The 18,907-nt window shown below is 63.2% G+C and carries 14 protein-coding genes and 1 other RNA gene; 8 read left to right on the top strand and 7 right to left on the bottom strand.

Annotated elements, in window-relative coordinates:
* The first annotated feature begins 29 nt into the window (after window positions 1-29).
* From QMO82_RS15630 to QMO82_RS15615, 4 genes are all read left to right on the top strand, one after another.
* Window positions 30-1,253 carry an efflux RND transporter periplasmic adaptor subunit gene (locus tag QMO82_RS15630; protein WP_183608225.1) on the top strand — a complete coding sequence of 408 codons (1,224 nt, stop codon included), beginning with the start codon at window positions 30-32 and terminating at the stop codon, window positions 1,251-1,253.
* A complete protein-coding gene (locus QMO82_RS15625; protein ID WP_183608226.1) occupies window positions 1,250-4,405 on the top strand; it encodes an efflux RND transporter permease subunit in 3,156 nt (1,051 codons plus the stop codon). The genes QMO82_RS15630 and QMO82_RS15625 overlap by 4 nt, the downstream gene beginning before the upstream one ends.
* A gap of 269 nt (window positions 4,406-4,674) precedes the next feature.
* Window positions 4,675-5,673 (top strand): flagellin, encoded by a 999-nt coding sequence (locus QMO82_RS15620; RefSeq protein ID WP_183608227.1) that lies wholly within the window; start codon window positions 4,675-4,677, stop codon window positions 5,671-5,673.
* 410 nt (window positions 5,674-6,083) lie between these two features.
* Window positions 6,084-6,749, top strand: coding sequence for an OmpA family protein (locus QMO82_RS15615; protein WP_049733608.1), 666 nt, complete (start codon window positions 6,084-6,086; stop codon window positions 6,747-6,749).
* A gap of 229 nt (window positions 6,750-6,978) precedes the next feature.
* Here the strand turns inward: QMO82_RS15615 and QMO82_RS15610 are convergent, their stop codons facing one another.
* Window positions 6,979-7,386, bottom strand: a complete 408-nt coding sequence (locus tag QMO82_RS15610; protein ID WP_183608228.1) for a DUF2000 family protein — start codon at window positions 7,384-7,386, stop codon at window positions 6,979-6,981.
* 35 nt (window positions 7,387-7,421) lie between these two features.
* Here QMO82_RS15610 and QMO82_RS15605 point away from each other — a divergent pair, with 35 nt between their 5' ends.
* Window positions 7,422-8,300 (top strand): AraC family transcriptional regulator, encoded by an 879-nt coding sequence (locus tag QMO82_RS15605; protein ID WP_183608229.1) that lies wholly within the window; start codon window positions 7,422-7,424, stop codon window positions 8,298-8,300.
* On the opposite strand, the gene QMO82_RS15600 is transcribed toward QMO82_RS15605, so the two are convergent.
* Window positions 8,297-9,391: an AbrB family transcriptional regulator gene (locus QMO82_RS15600; protein ID WP_183608230.1), complete on the bottom strand. Its 1,095-nt coding sequence runs from the start codon at window positions 9,389-9,391 to the stop codon at window positions 8,297-8,299. The genes QMO82_RS15605 and QMO82_RS15600 overlap by 4 nt on opposite strands.
* Before the next feature lie 210 nt (window positions 9,392-9,601).
* Window positions 9,602-10,504, bottom strand: coding sequence for a LysR family transcriptional regulator (locus tag QMO82_RS15595; RefSeq protein WP_183608231.1), 903 nt, complete (start codon window positions 10,502-10,504; stop codon window positions 9,602-9,604).
* A gap of 93 nt (window positions 10,505-10,597) precedes the next feature.
* Between QMO82_RS15595 and QMO82_RS15590 the strand changes: the two genes are divergently transcribed.
* From QMO82_RS15590 to QMO82_RS15580, 3 genes are all read left to right on the top strand, one after another.
* Window positions 10,598-11,632, top strand: a complete 1,035-nt coding sequence (locus QMO82_RS15590) for an aldo/keto reductase (RefSeq protein WP_183608232.1) — start codon at window positions 10,598-10,600, stop codon at window positions 11,630-11,632.
* A gap of 267 nt (window positions 11,633-11,899) precedes the next feature.
* On the top strand, window positions 11,900-13,312 hold the full coding sequence (locus QMO82_RS15585) for an FAD-binding oxidoreductase (protein ID WP_183608233.1): 1,413 nt from the start codon (window positions 11,900-11,902) through the stop codon (window positions 13,310-13,312).
* A 203-nt stretch (window positions 13,313-13,515) separates the two neighbouring features.
* Window positions 13,516-17,208: an AsmA family protein gene (locus QMO82_RS15580; protein WP_183608234.1), complete on the top strand. Its 3,693-nt coding sequence runs from the start codon at window positions 13,516-13,518 to the stop codon at window positions 17,206-17,208.
* A gap of 12 nt (window positions 17,209-17,220) precedes the next feature.
* On the opposite strand, the gene QMO82_RS15575 is transcribed toward QMO82_RS15580, so the two are convergent.
* The 4 genes from QMO82_RS15575 to ssrA form a co-directional block, all read right to left on the bottom strand.
* The gene (locus QMO82_RS15575; RefSeq protein WP_183608235.1) at window positions 17,221-17,439 is read right to left on the bottom strand and encodes a ribbon-helix-helix domain-containing protein; all 219 of its coding nucleotides are present in this window, start codon (window positions 17,437-17,439) and stop codon (window positions 17,221-17,223) included.
* A gap of 107 nt (window positions 17,440-17,546) precedes the next feature.
* Window positions 17,547-17,741, bottom strand: a complete 195-nt coding sequence (locus tag QMO82_RS15570; RefSeq protein WP_009996659.1) for a DUF4169 family protein — start codon at window positions 17,739-17,741, stop codon at window positions 17,547-17,549.
* Between the two features lie 51 nt (window positions 17,742-17,792).
* Window positions 17,793-18,308 (bottom strand): SspB family protein, encoded by a 516-nt coding sequence (locus QMO82_RS15565; protein WP_047610856.1) that lies wholly within the window; start codon window positions 18,306-18,308, stop codon window positions 17,793-17,795.
* A 128-nt stretch (window positions 18,309-18,436) separates the two neighbouring features.
* Window positions 18,437-18,799: a transfer-messenger RNA gene (gene ssrA, locus QMO82_RS15560) on the bottom strand.
* Between the last annotated feature and the right edge of the window lie 108 nt (window positions 18,800-18,907).

Below are 18,907 nucleotides of genomic sequence, written 5' to 3'. Positions count from 1 at the left end.
TCCAACCTCGAGTCCCTCCGGAGACGTGCATGGCCTTCTGGAAGCAGTTTATACTTTCGCTCATCGTCATTATTGCCGGCTTTGCCGCGTGGGTTTTTTTTGTGCCCGGCGCCGGCGATACGATGCGCGATGCAGGTATTCCAGACGGCATCGTTTCCAGAATCGCGCCGAAGGCTGAGGAGACGGCGGATGCCGACACGCCCACCCGGGCGCAAGGGCAGCAGCGTGGCGAGGGGCAGGGCCAAGGATCGGGACAGGGGCAGAACCGCCGCAATGGCGGCGGGCGCAACGGCGCCATTCTCGTCGCGACGCAGGCCGTGGTCCAGGGCGTCGTCAACGACCGACTGAACGCCATCGGCACGGGTGATGCGATCCGTTCGGTCGCGGTGACGGCGCAGGCATCGGGCACGATCCGCGAAATCCTCATCAAGTCGGGCGACAAGGTGAAGGCCGGCCAGGTGCTCGCCAAGCTCGACAGCGAGGAGCAGGTAATCGCTCGCGGCCAGGCGGATGTGGCGGTCAAGGCCGCCGTCGAGAAATCCAATCTCTATCACAACATCAAGTCCAGCGTGTCGCGCATGGACGTGTTCGATTCCGAGATCGCCGAGCAGGGGGCGCGGCTGCAGCTACAGGCGGCCGAGCTCAATCTCGCACGGCGCAACATTATCGCGCCGATCGACGGCATCGTCGGCATCGTGCCGGTCAACATCGGCGACAACGTCACGACAAGCATTCCGATCGTCACGCTCGACGATCGGTCGGAAATCCTCGTCGACTTCTGGGTGCCGGAGCGCTTCGCCAATACGGTGTCGGTCGGCCAGCCGGTCGAGGCGATGTCGGTGGCAAAGCCCGGACAGGTGTTTTCGGGCATGGTCGAGGCCGTCGATAACCGCATCGACGCGGCAAGCCGCACGCTTCGCCTGCGCGCCAAGATCGACAACAGCTCGGATGAGTTGCGCGCCGGCATGTCCTTCAGCGTCAGCATGAAATTTCCCGGCGATAAATATCCGGCCGTCGATCCGGTTTCCGTGCAGTGGGATTCTCAAGGGTCCTTCGTCTGGCTGGTCGACGACGACAAGTCGCGCAAGGTGCGGGTCAGCGTCGTGCAGCGCAACCCGGATTTCGTGCTCGTCAAAGCCGATCTCAAGGACGGCGACAAGATCGTGACGCAGGGCCTGCAGCGTGTGCGTGAGGGCGGGGCGGTGCGGGTGAGCGCCGATGTCGCCGCGAATGCGGGGGTCGCTACCCAATGAGCGTGACCGAGATTCATCAGGACAGAGCCTCGAGCAAGCAGAGTTTTACCGCGCTTTTCGTTCGCCGGCCGATCCTGGCGCTGGTGTTCAACACGCTGATGGTCGTCGCCGGCCTTGCGGCTTATGTCGGCGTTGAAGTGCGCGAACTGCCTGATGTCGACCGTCCCGTCGTCACCGTGCGCACCAGCTTCGACGGTGCGTCGCCGCAGACGATCGACCAGGAACTGACCAAGGTCATCGAGGGTGCTGTCGCCCGCGTCAGCGGCCTGAAGTCGATCTCGTCGACCTCGTCCTTCGGCCAGAGCAGGGTGACGCTGGAATTCTCGGATGCAATCGATCTCGCGGTTGCCGCCAACGACGTGCGCGACGCAATCGGCCGCATCACCCAGAACCTGCCCGACGAGGCGGATGCGCCGCAGATCGTCAAGGCGGATTCGGATTCCTCGGCGATCATGCGCCTTGCCGTCACCTCCACCAAGCTCAACATGGACGACCTGACGCAGCTGGTCGAGAACGAGGTGATCGATCGTCTCGCCTCCGTCGACGGTGTCGCCGACGTCGAGGAATATGGCGACCAGGAGAAGGTCTTCCGCGTCGATGTCGACCAGGGCGCGCTGGCGAGCCGCGGGCTGACCATCGGCGATCTGACGAAGGCGCTCGACAATGCCGCACTCGACGTGCCGGCGGGATCGCTGAAGAGCAATACGCAGGACATCGTGGTGCGCGCCACCGCCAACCTGCAGACGCCGGCAGATTTTTCCAACGTCATGCTGCAGGATCGCGTCCGGCTCGGCGACGTCGCGACGGTGACGCTCGGGCCGCGAGACGGCGAAACGGCGCTGCGCTCCAACGGCAAGCCGGGCATCGGCCTCGGCATCATCCGCCAGGCGCAATCGAACACGCTGAACATCTCGACCGGCATCAAGGCCGCCGTCGACCAGCTGTCGAAGACACTGCCGGAGGGAACGACGATCGCGATCACCAGCGACGATGCCGTCTTCATCCAGGGGGCGATCCACGAGGTGGTGCTGGCCCTGGTGCTTGCCGCCGTCATCGTCACCGCCGTCATCTATCTCTTCCTCCGCGACTGGCGGGCGACGCTGATCCCGGCGGTCAGCATGCCGGTGGCGCTGATCGGCACGCTGGCGGCGATCTACATGGTCGGCTTCTCGATCAACATCCTGACGCTGCTGGCGATCGTGCTGGCGACCGGCCTCGTCGTCGACGACGCGATCGTGGTGCTCGAAAACATCGTGCGGCGGCGCGCCGAGGGCATGGGGCCGCGCGCGGCCGCGGTGCTCGGCACGCGCGAGGTGTTCTTCGCCGTTATCGCCACGACCGCGACTCTGGCGGCCGTCTTCATTCCGCTCTCCTTCCTGCCGGGGCAGGTCGGCGGCCTCTTCCGCGAATTCGGCTTCGTGCTTGCCTTTTCGGTCGGGCTGTCGTCGCTCGTGGCGCTGACGCTCTGCCCAATGCTCGCCTCGCGCATGCTGACGAAGCCGATGCTCGAGGATCACGGCGTACTCGGCCGCTTCGGCGGGGCGCTTGCCGATCTCTATAAATGGGCGCTGCATGGCTGTCTCAACGCGCCCTTCGTCGTCATCCTGTTTTCGGTGATCTTCGCCGGTGCGGCTGTTATCGCCTTTTCCACCGTCAAGAGCGAGCTGACGCCGGAAGAAGACCGATCGATGGTGATGATGCGGCTGACGACGCCGCAGGGATCGAGCCTCGAATATACCCGCGACAAGATGCAACTCGTCGAGGAATATCTGCAGCCGCTCGTCAATAGCGGCGACATCCGCAACGTCTTCTCGATCTCCGGCCAGGGCGGCTCCTTGAATAGCGGTTTCATGGTGCTGACGCTTGCCCCCTGGGGAGAGCGGCACAGGACGCAGGCGGAGATCGTCGGCGACATCAATCAGGCGGCCGCCAAGGTGCCGGCACTGCGCGGCAACGCCATCTCCTCCAACAGCCTGCGCATCCGCGGTGCCGGCAGCGGTGTGCAGATGGCGCTGATCGGCAATGATCACGAGGCGCTGACGGCGGCGGCGGCCAAGCTGGTTCAGGCGCTCGACGCCACCGGCCAGTACGACACGCCGCGCCTGACCAACGAGCCCAGCCAGGCGCAGGTGTCGGTGGCGATCGACCGCGAGCGCGCTTCCGATCTCGGCATCGACATCACCGGGCTTTCGACGGCGATCCAGTCGCTGCTCGAAGGGCGCTCGGTGGTCGACGTCTTTGTCGACGGCGAATCCTATCCCGTGCTTCTGACCTCGACGACGCGGCCGATCGACGACCCGACCGACCTCGAGAACGTGTTCCTGAAGACCGGCGACGGCAAGATCGTGCCGATGTCGGTCATCGCCACGATGAAGGAAGGCTCGGTCGCGCCGCAGCTCAACCGCGAGCAGCAGCTTGCTTCCGTGGCGATCACCGCCGGCCTGAAGAATGGCATGTCGCTCGGCGACGCCGTCAAACAGGTGACGGAACTTGCCGCGCCGCTGCTGCCGGCGGGATCGCGCCTGTTGCCACTGGCGGAAGCGGCAACGCTTGAAGAGAATTCGAGCGGTATGGCGCTGACCTTCGGCTTTGCCATCGTCATCATCTTCCTGGTGCTGGCCGCGCAGTTCGAAAGCGTGCTGTCCTCGCTGATCATCATGTCGACAGTGCCGCTTGGTCTTGCCTGCGCTGTCTTCGCGCTTGTGATCACCGGCTCCAGCCTCAATATCTACAGCCAGATCGGCCTCGTGCTTCTCGTCGGCGTCATGGCGAAGAACGGCATCCTGATCGTCGAATTCGCCAATCAGCTGCGCGACCGGGGCGAGGACGTGCGCTCCTCGATCGAGAAGGCCTGCGCGCTGCGCCTTCGCCCTGTCATGATGACGATGATCGCCACCATCCTCGGCGGCGTGCCGCTGGTCTTTGCCCATGGTGCGGGCGCGGAAGCGCGCGTCGCGCTCGGTTGGGTGATCGTCGGCGGTCTCGGCTTTGCGACGTTGGTGACGCTGTTCATCACGCCGGTCGCCTATCTGCTGCTCGCCCGCTTCGCCAAGCCGCATGCCCACGAGGAAGCGCGCCTGCACGAGGAGATGGCGGTCGCTACCCGGCCGCGCACGGCCCCCGACGAGGAGCAGCTGCAGGCTGCCGAATAAGGCTTTTATCCGATTTTGCAACGCCGCCCGACTTCGTCCGGCGGCGTTTCTTATGGTGTATGAAACCTTGAAAAATACGATGAATTACTTCTGGAGTTTAGCCGCTTGTTAAGCATAAACGGCAATGATCGTTGCAGACACCGACTGGTCTTCGTCGTTTCTTGAGGGCCACAGCGCTGGAGCGCCAGCGACCCCGGACATGAGCGTCCGCGCGGCACGGTTCATTTTTGTACAGTTTGCGTCTGTTGTGTTTTTGGAGTCTGGTTCCTGTGAGTATCTATCAGCGCGTTTCCGTGGACGCGGCGCTTCATGTGCTGCGCGATATCAATCGGAACATGGCGGTCACGCAAAACCACATCACGACCGGTTTGCGTGTCGCAAAAGCCAGCGACAATGGCGTCTATTGGTCGGTCGCCACCACTGCGCGAACCGACAACAAGGCGGTATCGGCGGTTCAGGATGCGCTCGGCATGGCCGCGGCGACGATGGGAACGGCCTATACCGGCGTTCAGAACGTCATCGACGTCGTCTCCGAGATCAAGGCCAAGCTGGTTGCCGCGACCGAAGACGGGGTCGACAAGAACAAGATCAACGAAGAGATCAGCCAGCTGCAGGAGCAGCTGCGCAGCGTGTCGGAATCGGCGACCTTCAACAGCGACAATTGGGTGATCCTCAACAACGACGCGACGCCGACGCAGCCGCGCCAGATCCCGGCCTCCTTCATCCGCAACGCCGATGGCACGGTCTCTGTGGGCATGCTGAGCTACCACATCGACACGACCCCGGTCGGCGCCACGTCCTCCAAGGATGCGCGTTACCTGATCGACGATCGCGCGACCGGTACGGGCGAATACGGCGTGCTGACCTCGGACCATTTCGCCACCGAACTCGGCGCCTCGCAGAACTACGTGCTGATGACGAGTAAGAACGGCACGACCACGGGCCAAGTGGTGATCTCGCTCTCGTCAAGCACGACGGAGGGCCAGGTCAGCGAAATGATCAGCGTCGTCGACGCCGCGCTGTCGCAGCTGACGACGGTCGGCTCGGCCTTCGGCGCATTGGAAAAGCGCATCAACCTGCAGAACGACTTCGCCACCAAGCTGCACGACAACAACACCGCCGGCATCGGCCGGCTCGTCGATGCCGACATGGAGGAGGAGTCCAGCAAGCTCAAAGCGTTGCAGACGCAGCAGCAGCTCGGGCTGCAATCGCTGAACATCGCCAATGCGACCTACGACACGGTCAGGCAGCTGTTCCAGAATTTCTAATTGTTGTGCCTTGCTGCTGTGTCTTCCGTTTGGCGAGCCGCAACCTCTCTCCGGCCCTATCCTGAGGTGCCCCGCAAGGGCCTCGAAGGACGGGGCCGGCCACCGGCGCTCAGGCGATATCGGCATGTAGCCCGCAGTCACCAGTCATCCCCTCGTGGTTCGAGACGGCCGCGTTGTCACTGCAATCGATTCACCGGATCGATTGCTCCGCTCCTCACCATGACGACTTATCGTTGTGCTTGCTGCCCATAAGCTTGGTCGAGTTGCCAAAACTGGTGATATCTGCGCATTCCCGCAACATGGCTTCTGTTTCGGCGCCTGAAATTCCCCTATCAAGAGTGCATCTTCATTTTCTTGCCGCAATCCTTGCCATTTGCTCGCATCAGCTTTGAACGGAGACCGTCCTGTCCATGATCAAGAAATTCGTACTTCTGGCTGTTGCCGCAAGCTATCTCAGCGCCTGCACGACGACCGATCCCTATACCGGTGAACAGAAGGTTTCCAATACGGCGGGTGGTGCGGCACTTGGCGCCCTCGGCGGTGCTCTCGTCGGCGTGGCTGTCGGCGGCGGCGGCCACGGCAAGCGCAATGCAGCGCTGATCGGCGCCGGCGTCGGCGCACTCGCCGGTGGTGCGATCGGCAATTACATGGATCAGCAGGAATCCGAGCTTCGCGCCCAGCTCGAAGGCACCGGCATTTCGGTGACCCGCAACGGCGACAACATCATCCTCAACATGCCCTCGAATATTACCTTCGACGTCGACCAGGATGCGGTGAAGCCGGGCTTCTATCCGACGCTGAATTCGGTGGCGATCGTGCTGCGCAAGTTCAATCGCACGCTGATCGACGTCAATGGCCATACGGATTCGACCGGCAGCCTGCAGCACAATCAGGATCTGTCGCAGCGCCGCGCGCTTTCGGTTGCCGATTATCTCGGCGGTCAGGGCATCGACCAGCGCCGCGTCTCCGCCGTCGGCTTCGGCCCGTCGCAGCCGGTTGCCTCCAATGCGAGCGAGGCCGGCCGCGCGCAGAACCGCCGCGTCGAGATCCAGATCGCTCCGATCACGCAGGGCTGATCCTAGGCATTTCAAGACAACAGGAAGGCCGGGTCATTACCCGGCCTCTATTTGTTGACAGAGCTTGTTCTTCACGTGACGTCATCCTCGGCCTTGTGCTGCGTTGTGCTGCCTGGTGCCGAGGATCTGCTGCACCAACTGCAGATGCTCGGGACAAGCCCGAGCATGACGTAAGAGTCCGAGTTCGTCGGCATTCTGAGGCCGGGTTATTGCCCGGCCCAACGTTACGTCAGTGCTGCAACGTTGCGCCCTTGGTGATCTTGTCGACGATTCTCTTTTCGGCGCGTAGCGCAATGCCGACGACCTTGGCGTCTTCGGGCGCATATTCGGCAAAGACGGCGCGGTTGGCGGTGTCGTGGCCGGTTGCAAACATCTCCTCGATGAACAGCGAAGCGGTGACAGCGCGCTCCAGCGCGCGGCGGTGGATGGCCGACATCGTCGCATCGTCGGCGGAAAGCACGATGATCGGCTGGATCGACAGCGGATTGTAGAGATTGCCGACGCGGTCCTTGTAGGGTTCGCCGATGATTTCGGGATGGCCGCCGGCGACGCCGGTCATCAGGAAGGCGGTGACGTTCAGCTTCTGCCAACCGGCAAGATTGTTTCGCAGGACGACGGCAATTTTGGTATCAAACATCGGATGGTCTTTCACCTCTCAACGGGACATGGAGTTTGAGCCAGGATCTACATCTGCAGGTCTTCGAAGGTCTTGAACGTTTGTGCGTGGTGCGATCCGGCAACGGCATCATGACGGCGCCGGCCTTTCCCGGCATCGAGCGCATCGGGGCGCAGTTCTCGGGCAATGCCTTCGAACCGCACCGGCATGATACCTATGCGCTCGGCGTGACGCTGAAGGGCGTGCAGACCTTCCGCTATCGCGGCGAGCGGCGTTTCAGCCTGCCCGGGCAGGTGATCGTGCTGCATCCCGATGAGGAGCACGATGGCGGGGCGGGGACCGAGGACGGTCTGCAATACCGGATGCTCTATCTCGAGCCGTCGCTGCTTCTCGAATGCCTGGAGGCGGACGGTGTCGGCCTGCCTTTCGTCGAAGATCCCGTGATCGGCGATCCGGCGCTGGCGGGTGTGCTGCTTGCCGCACTCGGCGAACTCGATCGCGAGCTGGACGAACTTTTCGTCGACGATTTTGTTAGCCAGGTGACCGGCGGGCTGTCACGGCATGCGCACCTGCCGCGCCGGTCTCTCGGAGGCGTCGCCTGGCGGCAGGCGCGGGCGGCGCGGGATTATCTCGAAGCGCACGCAACGCGGGCGGTGCGTTCCCTGGAACTGGAGGCGGTGACGGGGCTCGATCGTTTCGCGCTGTCGCGGCACTTTCGGGCGGCCTTCGCCACCAGCCCGCACCGCTACCTCCTGATGCGGCGACTGCAGCAGGCACGGGCGATGATCGGCGCGGGCGAGGGGATTTCGGACGCGGCGGCGGCCACCGGCTTTGCCGACCAGAGCCACCTCAACCGGCATTTCAAGAAGGCCTACGGCATGACGCCAGGCCAGTGGGTAGCGTTGGCGCACAACGCCGGATGTGCGGCGTTTTAGGCCGGGTTCTCCGCAAGGCCGGACCGGCGGGCGATGAAGCGGGCGAGCGTCGGGCCGATCATCAGAATGACAAGAAAGCGGCCGGTCTGCATCGCCATGACGAAGGGTACGTCGACATCGCTGGAGGCGGCGATGATGGCGACGGAATCAGCGCCGCCGGGGCTGGTCGCGAGATAGGCCGTCAGCGGATCGATGCCAGCGAAGACATGCAGTGCTGCCGCCATGCAGCCGCAGAGCGCCATCAGCAACACGATGCAGGCGGACACCCGCGGCAGGGCGCGCGCCACGTGCTTGAGGATCGAGCGGGTGAAACGCAGGCCGATGCTCCAGCCGACAAGCGCATAGGCGATGGCTAGCAGCCACATCGGCAGCTCGATCTTCAAGAGGCCCGTGCCCTGCAGGAAGGCGCCGAGAAAGAGCGGCACGATGATCGTGCCGCCCTGGACGCGCAGGCGCCGGACGCCATAGGCACAAATGGCCGCAAAGGCCATGGTCGCCGTAAAGGCCGGCCAGTCTACTTCGGGGAAGAGGATGAGTGGCGGCGGCGCGGCGCCGTCGGCGGCCACCCAAAGGCGCGAGATCACCGAGGCGCCGACAGCGACGAAGACGACGCGCAGATATTGCATGAAGGCGACGAGGCGGGCATCGGCGCCATAGGCCTCCGACATGATGACCATGGCCGAAGCACCGCCCGGCGAAGAGCCCCAAACGGCGGTCGTTCCCGGCAGAACCTGCCAGCGCGTCAGCAGCCAGCCGAGGCCGGTGGCGACGGCGATGACCGAGAAGATGAACAGCAGGAAGAGCGGCGCGTCCTTCGCCATGGTGCCGAGAATGTCGGGAGTGATGGTGCGCGCCATCATCAGGCCGACGAGGACCTGGCCGAACTGCAGCGGCCAGCTGGGAATGCGAAGCTTTCCCTTGCCGACCGTCAGCGCCAGCAGGATGGCCGCAGCCATCGGCCCGATCAGCAGCGAGGCGGGCAGAGCGAAAAGTTCGAGGAAGACAACAAGCGCTATAGAAAGCGCCAGCAGCAGCGCCCATTTCGGCAGGCCGGCATCGCGCAGCAGGCGGCGTGCGTCGCTGAATGACATGATCCCCGTATCTTTCCCGGCCGGTGCCAAGCCCTGAGGCTGAAGATGGGAGGAAGCTCCGGCATGACTAGGAGAGGCCGGCTGCAAGGGCCGGCCGGCGCGGGTTTTGTATAGGTAGGTGCGAGGCGCAGGGTCAATTGCAAAATCTGACGTCGTAGCGCCCGGGAATGCGAATTTGATTCAAACGGTCGCTTTAAGTCATTGTATCTATTAGAGACGCACGTGGCTGACGAGGAAATCGAGCAGGGCGCGCACGCGCGCCGGCAGCGGGCCGCCCTGGCCCATATGGAGGGCGTAGAATTCTTCGCGATCACCGGGATTGGCCTCTTCGAGCACCGGCACGAGGCGGCCTGCATCGATGTCGGCGCGCACGGTGAAGGCCGCGAGGCGGGCAAGTCCGGCGCCGGATAGTGCGAGATGCCGCATGGCTTCGCCGTCTCCCACCTGGACGCCAGGGGTGATCGGGATCGTCACCGTTTCGCAGTCTTCGCGCAGCGGCCAGCCTTCGACGGCCCGGGCATAGGAAAAGCCGATGCGGCAATGGCGGCGTAGATCGGCCACCGCCAGCGGTTCGCCGTGACGCTTGAGATAATCCGGCGACGCGACGATGATCTTGCCGGTGGCGCCGAGCTTGCGGGCGATCAGGCTGGAACTCTTCAACGGGCCGGTGCGGATCGCGACGTCGGCGCGCTCCTCCATCAGGTCGACGATCCTGTCGGTATGAGAAATATCCAGCGTCACGGCGGGATGAAGCGCCATGAAGGCCGGCACGAGCGGCGCCAGCACATGGTTGCCGAAGGAGCCGCTGGTGTTGATGCGGATGCGGCCGGCGGCTTCTTCGCCGGTCGAGGCGTGGCGTTCGGCCTCGGCGATATCGGCCAGGATGGCGATGCTGCGCTCATAGAAGGCGCAGCCTTCCGGCGTCAGCTGCAACCTGCGGGTCGAGCGGTTGACGAGGCGGGCGCCGAGGCGCGTCTCCAGCCGGGCGACGAGTTTGCTGACCGCCGACGGCGTCATGCGCCGGGCGCTTGCGGCAGCCGAAAAGCCGCCGCGCTCGACGACGCTGACGAAAACTTCCATTTCGCCGGAGCGGTTGATGTCCTGACGGCTCATGATGAATTCAGGTCACAGATGAAGTGCTGACAGGCAATCTATATCACCAGGCAACCAAGGTCTATCTGATGGGAAACCGAAGGAGACAAATCCATGGAATACAGAAATCTCGGTGCATCCGGCCTCAGGGTGCCGGTTTTAAGCTTCGGCGCCGGCACATTCGGCGGCAGCGGCCCGCTATTCGGCGCCTGGGGCAATACCGATGCCGAAGAGGCGCGGCGGCTGGTCGACATCTGCCTGGAAGCGGGCGTCAATCTGTTCGATACGGCCGACGTCTATTCGGGCGGCGCTTCCGAGGAGGTGCTCGGCCAGGCGATCCGCGGCCGGCGCGATGCCGTGCTGATCTCGACGAAGACGGCGCTGCCGATGGGCGAGGGGCCGCAGGATTGGGGAGCGTCGCGGGCGCGGCTGATCCGCGCCATCGAGGCTGCCTTGCGCCGGCTCGGAACCGACTATATCGACCTCCTGCAACTTCATGCTTTCGATGCCTCGACGCCGGTGGAAGAAGTGCTGTCGACGCTCGCCGGGCTCGTTACGGCAGGCAAGATCCGCTATGTCGGCGTTTCCAATTTCGCCGGCTGGGAGCTGATGAAGTCGCTCGCCGCGGCCGAGCGCCGGGGCTATCCGCGTTACGTCGCCCATCAGGTCTATTATTCGCTGGCGGGGCGCGATTACGAGTGGGAGCTGATGCCGCTCGGCGCCGACCAGGGTGTCGGCGCCCTCGTCTGGAGCCCGCTTGCCTGGGGACGGCTGACCGGCAAGATCCGCCGCGGCCAGCCGCTGCCGGAGGCAAGCCGGCTGCACCAGACGGCGCAATACGGTCCGCCTGTCGACGATGAGAAGCTGTTTGACATTGTCGAGGTGCTGGACGCCATCGCAACCGAGACCGGCCGGACGGTGCCGCAGATCGCCATCAACTGGCTGCTCGGCCGGCCGACGGTATCGAGCGTCATCATCGGCGCCCGCAACGAGGCGCAGCTCAGGCAGAATCTTGGCGCGGTCGGCTGGAGCCTGTCGAAGGATGAGATCGAGAGGCTCGACGCCGTCAGCACTGTGACGGCGCCCTATCCCTATTTCCCCTATCGGCGGCAGGAGGGTTTTGCGCGGCTCAACCCGCCGATCGTCTGAGGTGCCGGGGACGGCGGAGCTGTGTATAGCGACCGGTTTACAACAAAGGGGGAATGAAATCTTCTGCCAATCTTAACTGGACAGCCGCTTTGACTTGCCGCATACCCAGCCTGCTGCATAATTCCTTAAACCGGAATCGATTTAAGGATGAAATTATCCAGCAATTTTAAAGTTCTACAGCGTCCTTTGCGCGTCTGAAAGGATACGCGGCGCTGTAGCCTGCGGGACATGATGTGGTTTCTGCGGAATGGCAGGGAGATCGAAGGGATGGCGCTGAAGGACGCAAAGGCCGGCACACGCAACGAGGCGGGTATCACTGCCGTGCTCGGCATTCTCAAGCAGAGCTTCGGCGAGTGCTTCCAGACCGGCCAGTCCTTCCGCGAACAGCATGCCCACACGACCACCTATATCCCGCCGCAGCTGCCGGACGGGGTGCTCTTTGCCGAGAGCGCCGAGGACGTGAAGGCGGCGGTCAAGGCCTGCGCTGCCCACAAGGTGCCGGTGATCGGCTTCGGTGTCGGCACCTCGCTGGAGGGCCAGGTCAATGCGCCGAACGGCGGCATCGCAATCGATTTCAGCCGCATGAACCGGGTGCTCGAGGTCAATCCAGAAGATCTCGACTGCACCGTTGAGCCGGGTGTCACACGCGAGGCGCTGAACATCCATCTGCGCGATACCGGCCTGTTCTTCCCGATCGATCCCGGCGCCAATGCTTCGATCGGCGGCATGGCCTCGACGCGGGCCTCCGGGACCAATGCCGTGCGCTATGGGACGATGAAGGACAATGTCCTTGGCCTCACCGTGGTTACCGCCAACAGCGAGGAGATCCGCACGGCCCGGCGCGCCCGCAAATCCTCGGCCGGCTACGATCTGACCCGGCTCTTCGTCGGCGCCGAGGGCACACTTGGCATTCTGACCTCGGTGACGCTGCGCCTACAGGCGATCCCGCAGAAGATCGCCGGCGGGGCCTGCGCCTTTCCTAGCATCAAGGCCGCTTGCGATGCCGTCATCATGACGATCCAGATGGGCATTCCGGTGGCGCGCATCGAACTGCTCGATACGGTGCAGATGCGGGCCTGCAATGCCTATTCCAAGCTTTCCTACGCCGAAAGCCCAACGCTCTTCGTCGAATTCCACGGCACCGACGAGACGGTGCCGCTACAATCGGCAGCCTTTGGCGAGATCGCGGCGGAATGTGGCGGCGGCGAATTCCTCTGGACCGCCAATGCCGAGGAGCGGACGAGGCTGTGGAAGGCGCGCCACGATGCCTATTGGGCCGCAAGGGCGCTGGCGCCCGGGCTTGCCGCACTTTCGACTGATGTGTGTGTTCCGATATCGAGGCTTGCCGATTGCGTTTCCGAAACGCAGGCGGATATCGAGGCGCACGGGCTGCTGGGACCGATCGTCGGCCATGCCGGCGACGGGAACTTCCATGTGCTGCTGTTGTTCGACGACAAACGCGCCGAAGACATCGCCATGGCCGAGAGCTTCGTGCAGCGGCTCAACCGGCGGGCGCTCGACATGGACGGGACATGCACCGGCGAACACGGGATCGGGCAAGGCAAGATGGCGTTTCTGGAACAGGAGCTCGGGGGCGCCGTGGATTTGATGCGACAGGTGAAACAGGCGCTCGATCCGGACGATATCTTCAATCCCGGCAAGATTTTCCACCGTGGCTGAAAGCGGAATATTCTCATGAAGTTGGGCCTTGCCCCCGGCATGAATAGCGCTAGAACAGGATTCGGATTTAGGCTGGTCGGGCATAAATCCGAATCCTGTTCTCAATTAAAGAGTTAGAGCATGATGTCGTCCGAAAACCCCGCACACTTTTCGGCATCATGTTCTAGTGTCGGCAACAGAATCCCGAATGGAGACTCCTTGCATTGGTAGGCCGGTTCCTCGTCTTTCTGGGGGGAGTGATCGTCGTAGTGCTGTTTATGGCACTGCTTGCGCCGCTATTCATCGACTGGACGGACTTCCGCAAGAATTTCGAGGATCAGGCGAGCCGTATCATCGGTAAGAAAGTCACCGTCTTCGGCACGGTGGATGCGCGCCTGCTGCCGTTTCCGTCGGTGACGCTGCATGACGTTCGCGTCGGCCAGGAAGCGGACGGCACGCCGATCGTCAAGGTCGAGCAATTCTCCATGGATGCGGAGCTCGCGCCCTTCCTGTCGGGTGAGGCGCTGATCTTCGACATGCGCGTCGTCAATCCGAAGGTGCGCCTGAGATTGCTCAAGGACGGCACGCTCGACTGGATGCGCGGCAGCCGCGCCGAAATACCGGCGAAAACCGTCGTTCTCGAAAACGTGCATGTCAATGGCGGCGAAGTCGAGTTCATCGACGACCAGTCGGGCCGCTCACGCCGCATCACTGGCCTCAATGCGGAAATGTCGGCCAAGTCGCTGGCCGGCCCCTGGCGCATCGAGGGCGATGCGGCGCTCGACGGCGAGCATGGCAGCTTCTCGATCTCCAGCAGCCAGCCGGACGAGAAGGGCGTGCTGCGCATGCGCACGAAGCTTTCGCCGGACAAGCACCCCGTCAGCGTCGATCTCGACGGCGAGCTGAAGCTCGTCGACAGCAAGCCGAACTATCAGGGCCAGCTTTCGGCCGCGATCGAGACCCGCAACAGCGCCAGGCCCGCCAACAAGAACGAGCAGCCGCCCCGCGTCAAGGGCCGCTTCGAGCTCACCAACGAGCGCATCCGGATTCCCGAATACCGGATGGAGATCGGCCCGACCGACGATCCCTATGTCATAACGGGAGAAGCGACGCTCGATACCGGCAATGCGCCGGAATTCCTGTTGACTGCCGACGGGCAGCAGATCGACGTCAACCGCCTCGGCAATCAGGGCGCGGCCGGCAAGACGACGCGCGATCCGGCGGTTTCGGCACGCCAGCGGCTGAGTTCACTGATCGATGTCATCGGACAGGTGCCGATCCCGCAGGTGCCGGGCAAGGCGAGCGTCAAGCTGCCGGCGATCGTCGCCGGCGATACGACGCTGCGCGACGTCCAGCTGGAGTTGGAGCCGGCCGGTACCGGCTGGATGATCGACAGTGCTACCGGTACGCTGCCGGGACGCACCCAGGTCGAAGGCAAGGGTAAGCTCCTGCTCAAGGGCGAGCCCTCGTTCAATGGCCAGATCGTGGTAGCCTCCAGCCAGCCGACCGGGCTTGCCTCCTGGCTTGCCGGCTCGGTCGATCCCGCCATCCGCCAATTGCGGCAGGCCGGTTTTTCCGCCAATGTCAGCCTGACGCATGAATTGCAGCGTTTCGAAAATCTCGAGATTGCCATCGGACCGGCGACGCTGAAGGGCCGGCTGGAGCGGCAGGCGATCTCCGGCCAGACCCCGACCCTGTCGGTGGCGCTGAACGGCGATACGCTCGATCTCGACGCGCTGCAGGCGCTGAGCGGGCTTATGACCGGGCAGGATGCCGGCGACAACGTGCTCGACCACAAGATCGCCGCCCAGCTCAAGGCAGACAAATTCACGGCCTTCGGCGTCGAGGCCGAGAATGTCGAGACCACCTTCACTATCGCCGATGGGGCGCTGGCCGTCGACCGGCTGTCGATCAAGAATATCGCAGGCGCCGAACTGACGGCAACGGGCAGGGCGGAAGGCTCGCTGCTCGACTACAAGGGTGCGGGTGAGATCACCTTCAAATCGGCCGATCCCGGCGGCTTTTTCACCATGCTGCGCGAGCATCTGCCGCATCATCCGGTGCTCGATCGGCTGGTGCGCAATGCGGGTTGGTACGGCAATACGGCGCTGCGCGGCGCATTGACGCTCGGCGGCGACGAGGGCAATGCGTTGACGGTGACGCTTGCCGGCGTGTCGAACGGCAGCCGCGTCAATCTCGATTACCGCATGTCCGACCTCCTGGCGCTGACCGGTAACGGTACCACGAGCCTCGAGGCGACGCTCGAAAATGCCGTGCCATCAATCCTGTTCGGCCAGGCCGGGCTCGACCCGCTGCCGGTCGATGTCGGCGCCAACGGCCGCCTGACGCTGAAGGTAAAGGCATCGGACAACGATCCCGCCGATGCTGCGTTGACCTTTGCCACCGACCGGACCTCGTTCACCGCCAATGGCAAGGTCGATGTCCGGCCGGAGACTTTCATGAACGGCAAGATCGCGCTTTCGCTCGACAGTGCCGATATCGACCCCTATCTCATCATGAACGGGATCGCCCTGCCGCAGACGGGAACCGGGCTGCCGTTCGGTCTGCAGGTCAATGCCCGCGTCGATAGCGACAAGATCGTCTTTTCCGATCTCAAGGGCCATGCCGCCGACAACGACTTTTCAGGCGCACTGAGCTTCGACCGGAAGGCTGCGAAAACGACCGCCAGCGGCGAGCTGACACTCTCCAAGGCGGATGCCGGCTGGCTTGGCGAGGCGGTGTTCGGCCAGATCGTCGATCCCGCCAATGGCGCGCTGACGACGGCGCCCCTCGGGCTGCCGGTCTTCAAGGACCTTGACGTCAACGTGAAACTGACGGCCAAGCAGTTCTGGCCCGGCCTGCCGGAAACGGCGGTGTCCGACTTCACCAGCAACGTCGCCTATAAGGGCGACGAGCTGCAGCTCAACGATATGGCCGGCAACTGGGACGGCGGAAAGCTCTCCGGCAATCTGCTGTTCACCAATGCCGACGGCACCGGTTTCCTGCAGACGAAGCTTGCGCTTGCCGATTCCGATCTTGCCGGCGTCGTCTGGCTGCGTGACGGCGCACCGATTGCCAACGGCAAGTTCGGCCTGTCGCTTTCGATGGAGGCTTCGGGCAAGACGGTCGGCGAAATCGCCAGCTCGCTTAACGGTTCTGGCGAACTGAGGCTCGGCGATACCAGCATACGCGGGCTGAACCTTGCCATCCTTGCGCCGCTGCTTGCCGCGACCGATACGATGCAGGAGCAGATCAACGCCGGCAAGGTGCATCCGATCGTCGAGACACTGCTCAGCAATGGCGAGGCGAAGCTGCCGCCGCTCGGCATCCCGTTCAATATCACCGACGGGACACTGCGCGTGCAGAATGTCACCGTCGCCAACGATCTCGCCCGCATCACCGCCGATGCGCAGATCGTGCTGCCGGAGGAGCGGATCAGCGCCACGCTGGGCGTTGGGCTCAATCCCCGCACGGAGGCGCTTTCCGGCGCCGAACCGGCGCTCAGGCTGAATTTTTCCGGCATGCTGCCGTCGCCCGGCAAGACGATGGATGTGACCGATATCACCAGCTATCTGTCGCTGCGCGCCTTCGAGCGCGAGCGGCGGCGCGTCGAGCGGCTGCAGGCGATCGTGCTCGAAAAGCAGCGGCTGCGCCGCGAGGTGTCGCTCTACCGGTTCAACGACGCCGAGCGAGTCAAGGCGGCCGAAATCGAGCGACAACGACAGGCGGAGGAAGAGCGGCTGCGCGCATTGGCGCAGGCAGCGGCCGAACAAAAGGCCGCGGCCGAGGCGGAAGCCAAGGCGAAGGCTGAAGCGCAAGCGAGAGCCGCCGCGGAAGCAGAGGCGGCGCGGCGCGCCGAGCAGGCCCAGCCGGGCCAACTCAACTTCGACCAGTTGCCGGGTGTTCAGGCGCAATAAGCCAGGCGGCTGTCAAGACCGGCCGTCGGCCTTTACCCAGGCGAGGACATGGAGCCGCAGAGCCGAGGACAGGTTGCTGTCGGCAGGACGGTGGTCGTCGATTTCGGAAATCAGGGTGGCAAGCGGCATCGAACGGCCTGCGGCGATCGTCTTCAACTCGTCCCAGAACTCATCCTCCAGCGAGAAACTGGTGCGATGGCCGTGCAGTGTCGCCGAATGCTTGCGGATCATGAAGGACTGTTTCGCGTTTCGATCGGACTCAAAGATCGATTCAAGGCGACCGTGCAAGTGGTTGATCGCAGACTCCATTCCGGCTCTTCAAGCAGTCGGCGAAACCCTCACGCGCCGTCGTCATCCGTCTCGATCCGGCCGTCGCGATGAGCCTTGTCGGCCTTGTCGTTCAGGCTGCGGGTCAGCTGCTTTTCAGCCTTGGTGCGGCCGAAGGAAATGCGGTTCTGCTCGGCCTGCTTCTCCTTTTCGGAGCGGGCCTGCTTTTTGCGGAACTGGCGCAGATTGATGATTTCGGCGCTCATGCGGTTGCCTGAATTCCCTATGAAAAAGGGAGGCTTGCCCTCCCCTTCAAATCACTGCTTCTTGCGGAAGGAGTCGAGCGAGACGACCGAGCCCGGCTTCTTCTCTTCGCCGTCGGCGGGTTTTGCGCCCGCTGCGTCATCGGGCTTTGCGGCCGCATCGACAGGATAGGCGGTGATTTCACCGGACGGCAGCTCTTCGCCATCGGCGAGCGGCACGTCGAATTCGAGCTCGAAATTGACCGAGGGATCGTAGAAGCCGCGGATCGCATTGAACGGGATCACCAGCTTTTCCGGAACGTCCGAGAAGGAAAGGCCGATCTCGAAATGCGTTTCGGTGATCTTCAGGTCCCAGAACTGATGCTGAATGACGATGGTCATCTGCTCGGGATATTTCGACTTCAGATGCTGGGAGATGCGCACGCCGGCAGCACCCGTGAGGAAGGTGATGAAGAAGTGATGATCGCCGGGCAGACGGCCCGTCGCTCCGACTTCCGCCAAAACCTTGCGGATGACGCCGCGAAGTGCATCCTGTGCCAGAATGTCGTAGCGGATATGATCCTGCCCCATGCTTTTCCTGTCTTTCGTCGGTTCGGAAGTCTTTTCACACGGTTATATGCCACGTCCGGGCGCCTTGGGAAAGACCGGAGCCGAGTCACGTTTTTCAGCAGCATACATGATTTCGGCGGCAGGGAGAAGGTGAAGGCTTCTGTTGCCAGGTGCCTTCGGACCCCGCCTAGAGGTGCGAACCACTAGGACTTTGATTGAAGTGTCACACCGCGATTAAGCAGCGAGACGAGCTTCCGCATAGTTGTCGTTTGCAACTACAATTTTAGCCCGATAACGGCGGTACAATGCCGAGCAAAAAGACGATCTTTACACCCTTGTCGATCCTGTTTCGCCCCCATCAAAAGCCGGCCTTTAAGGCCGCCGGTTTTTGGTGGAGGCGCCGGGTACCGCCCCCGGGTCCAATAGGTTTATTACACCGCTCATTTATCGCCATAGCCGGCCCGAAAGCCGGCAAGGCTGATATAGTGGTTTCCTCAGCCCAAGGAAAGGGCAAACGTCATAAAAGCGTTATGCGCACCATCAGAAACATTGGGAAAATGCCTGCCGGTGATTGGTTTCCTGTGGCTGGAGGCTTAAATTAGCCGAAACGGAATCAGCGC

Source organism: Rhizobium sp. BT04, from assembly GCF_030053135.1.
GTDB classification, from domain to species: Bacteria; Pseudomonadota; Alphaproteobacteria; order Rhizobiales; family Rhizobiaceae; genus Rhizobium; species Rhizobium binxianense.
Note: the sequence above shows the minus strand (reverse complement) of the source record. Positions and strands in the feature narration are given on the sequence as shown.

Excerpts from the sequence above, each read along its gene's own strand:
- QMO82_RS15615 (WP_049733608.1), top strand. The coding sequence starts at position 6,084 with ATGATCAAGAAATTCGTACTTCTGGCTGTTGCCGCAAGCTATCTCAGC.
- QMO82_RS15575 (WP_183608235.1), bottom strand. The coding sequence starts at position 17,439 with ATGATCCGCAAGCATTCGGCGACACTGCACGGCCATCGCACCAGTTTC.
- QMO82_RS15590 (WP_183608232.1), top strand. The coding sequence starts at position 10,598 with ATGGAATACAGAAATCTCGGTGCATCCGGCCTCAGGGTGCCGGTTTTA.
- QMO82_RS15570 (WP_009996659.1), bottom strand. The coding sequence starts at position 17,741 with ATGAGCGCCGAAATCATCAATCTGCGCCAGTTCCGCAAAAAGCAGGCC.
- QMO82_RS15565 (WP_047610856.1), bottom strand. The coding sequence starts at position 18,308 with ATGGGGCAGGATCATATCCGCTACGACATTCTGGCACAGGATGCACTT.
- QMO82_RS15630 (WP_183608225.1), top strand. The coding sequence starts at position 30 with ATGGCCTTCTGGAAGCAGTTTATACTTTCGCTCATCGTCATTATTGCC.
- QMO82_RS15585 (WP_183608233.1), top strand. The coding sequence starts at position 11,900 with ATGGCGCTGAAGGACGCAAAGGCCGGCACACGCAACGAGGCGGGTATC.
- QMO82_RS15610 (WP_183608228.1), bottom strand. The coding sequence starts at position 7,386 with ATGTTTGATACCAAAATTGCCGTCGTCCTGCGAAACAATCTTGCCGGT.
- QMO82_RS15595 (WP_183608231.1), bottom strand. The coding sequence starts at position 10,504 with ATGAGCCGTCAGGACATCAACCGCTCCGGCGAAATGGAAGTTTTCGTC.
- QMO82_RS15625 (WP_183608226.1), top strand. The coding sequence starts at position 1,250 with ATGAGCGTGACCGAGATTCATCAGGACAGAGCCTCGAGCAAGCAGAGT.
- QMO82_RS15600 (WP_183608230.1), bottom strand. The coding sequence starts at position 9,391 with ATGTCATTCAGCGACGCACGCCGCCTGCTGCGCGATGCCGGCCTGCCG.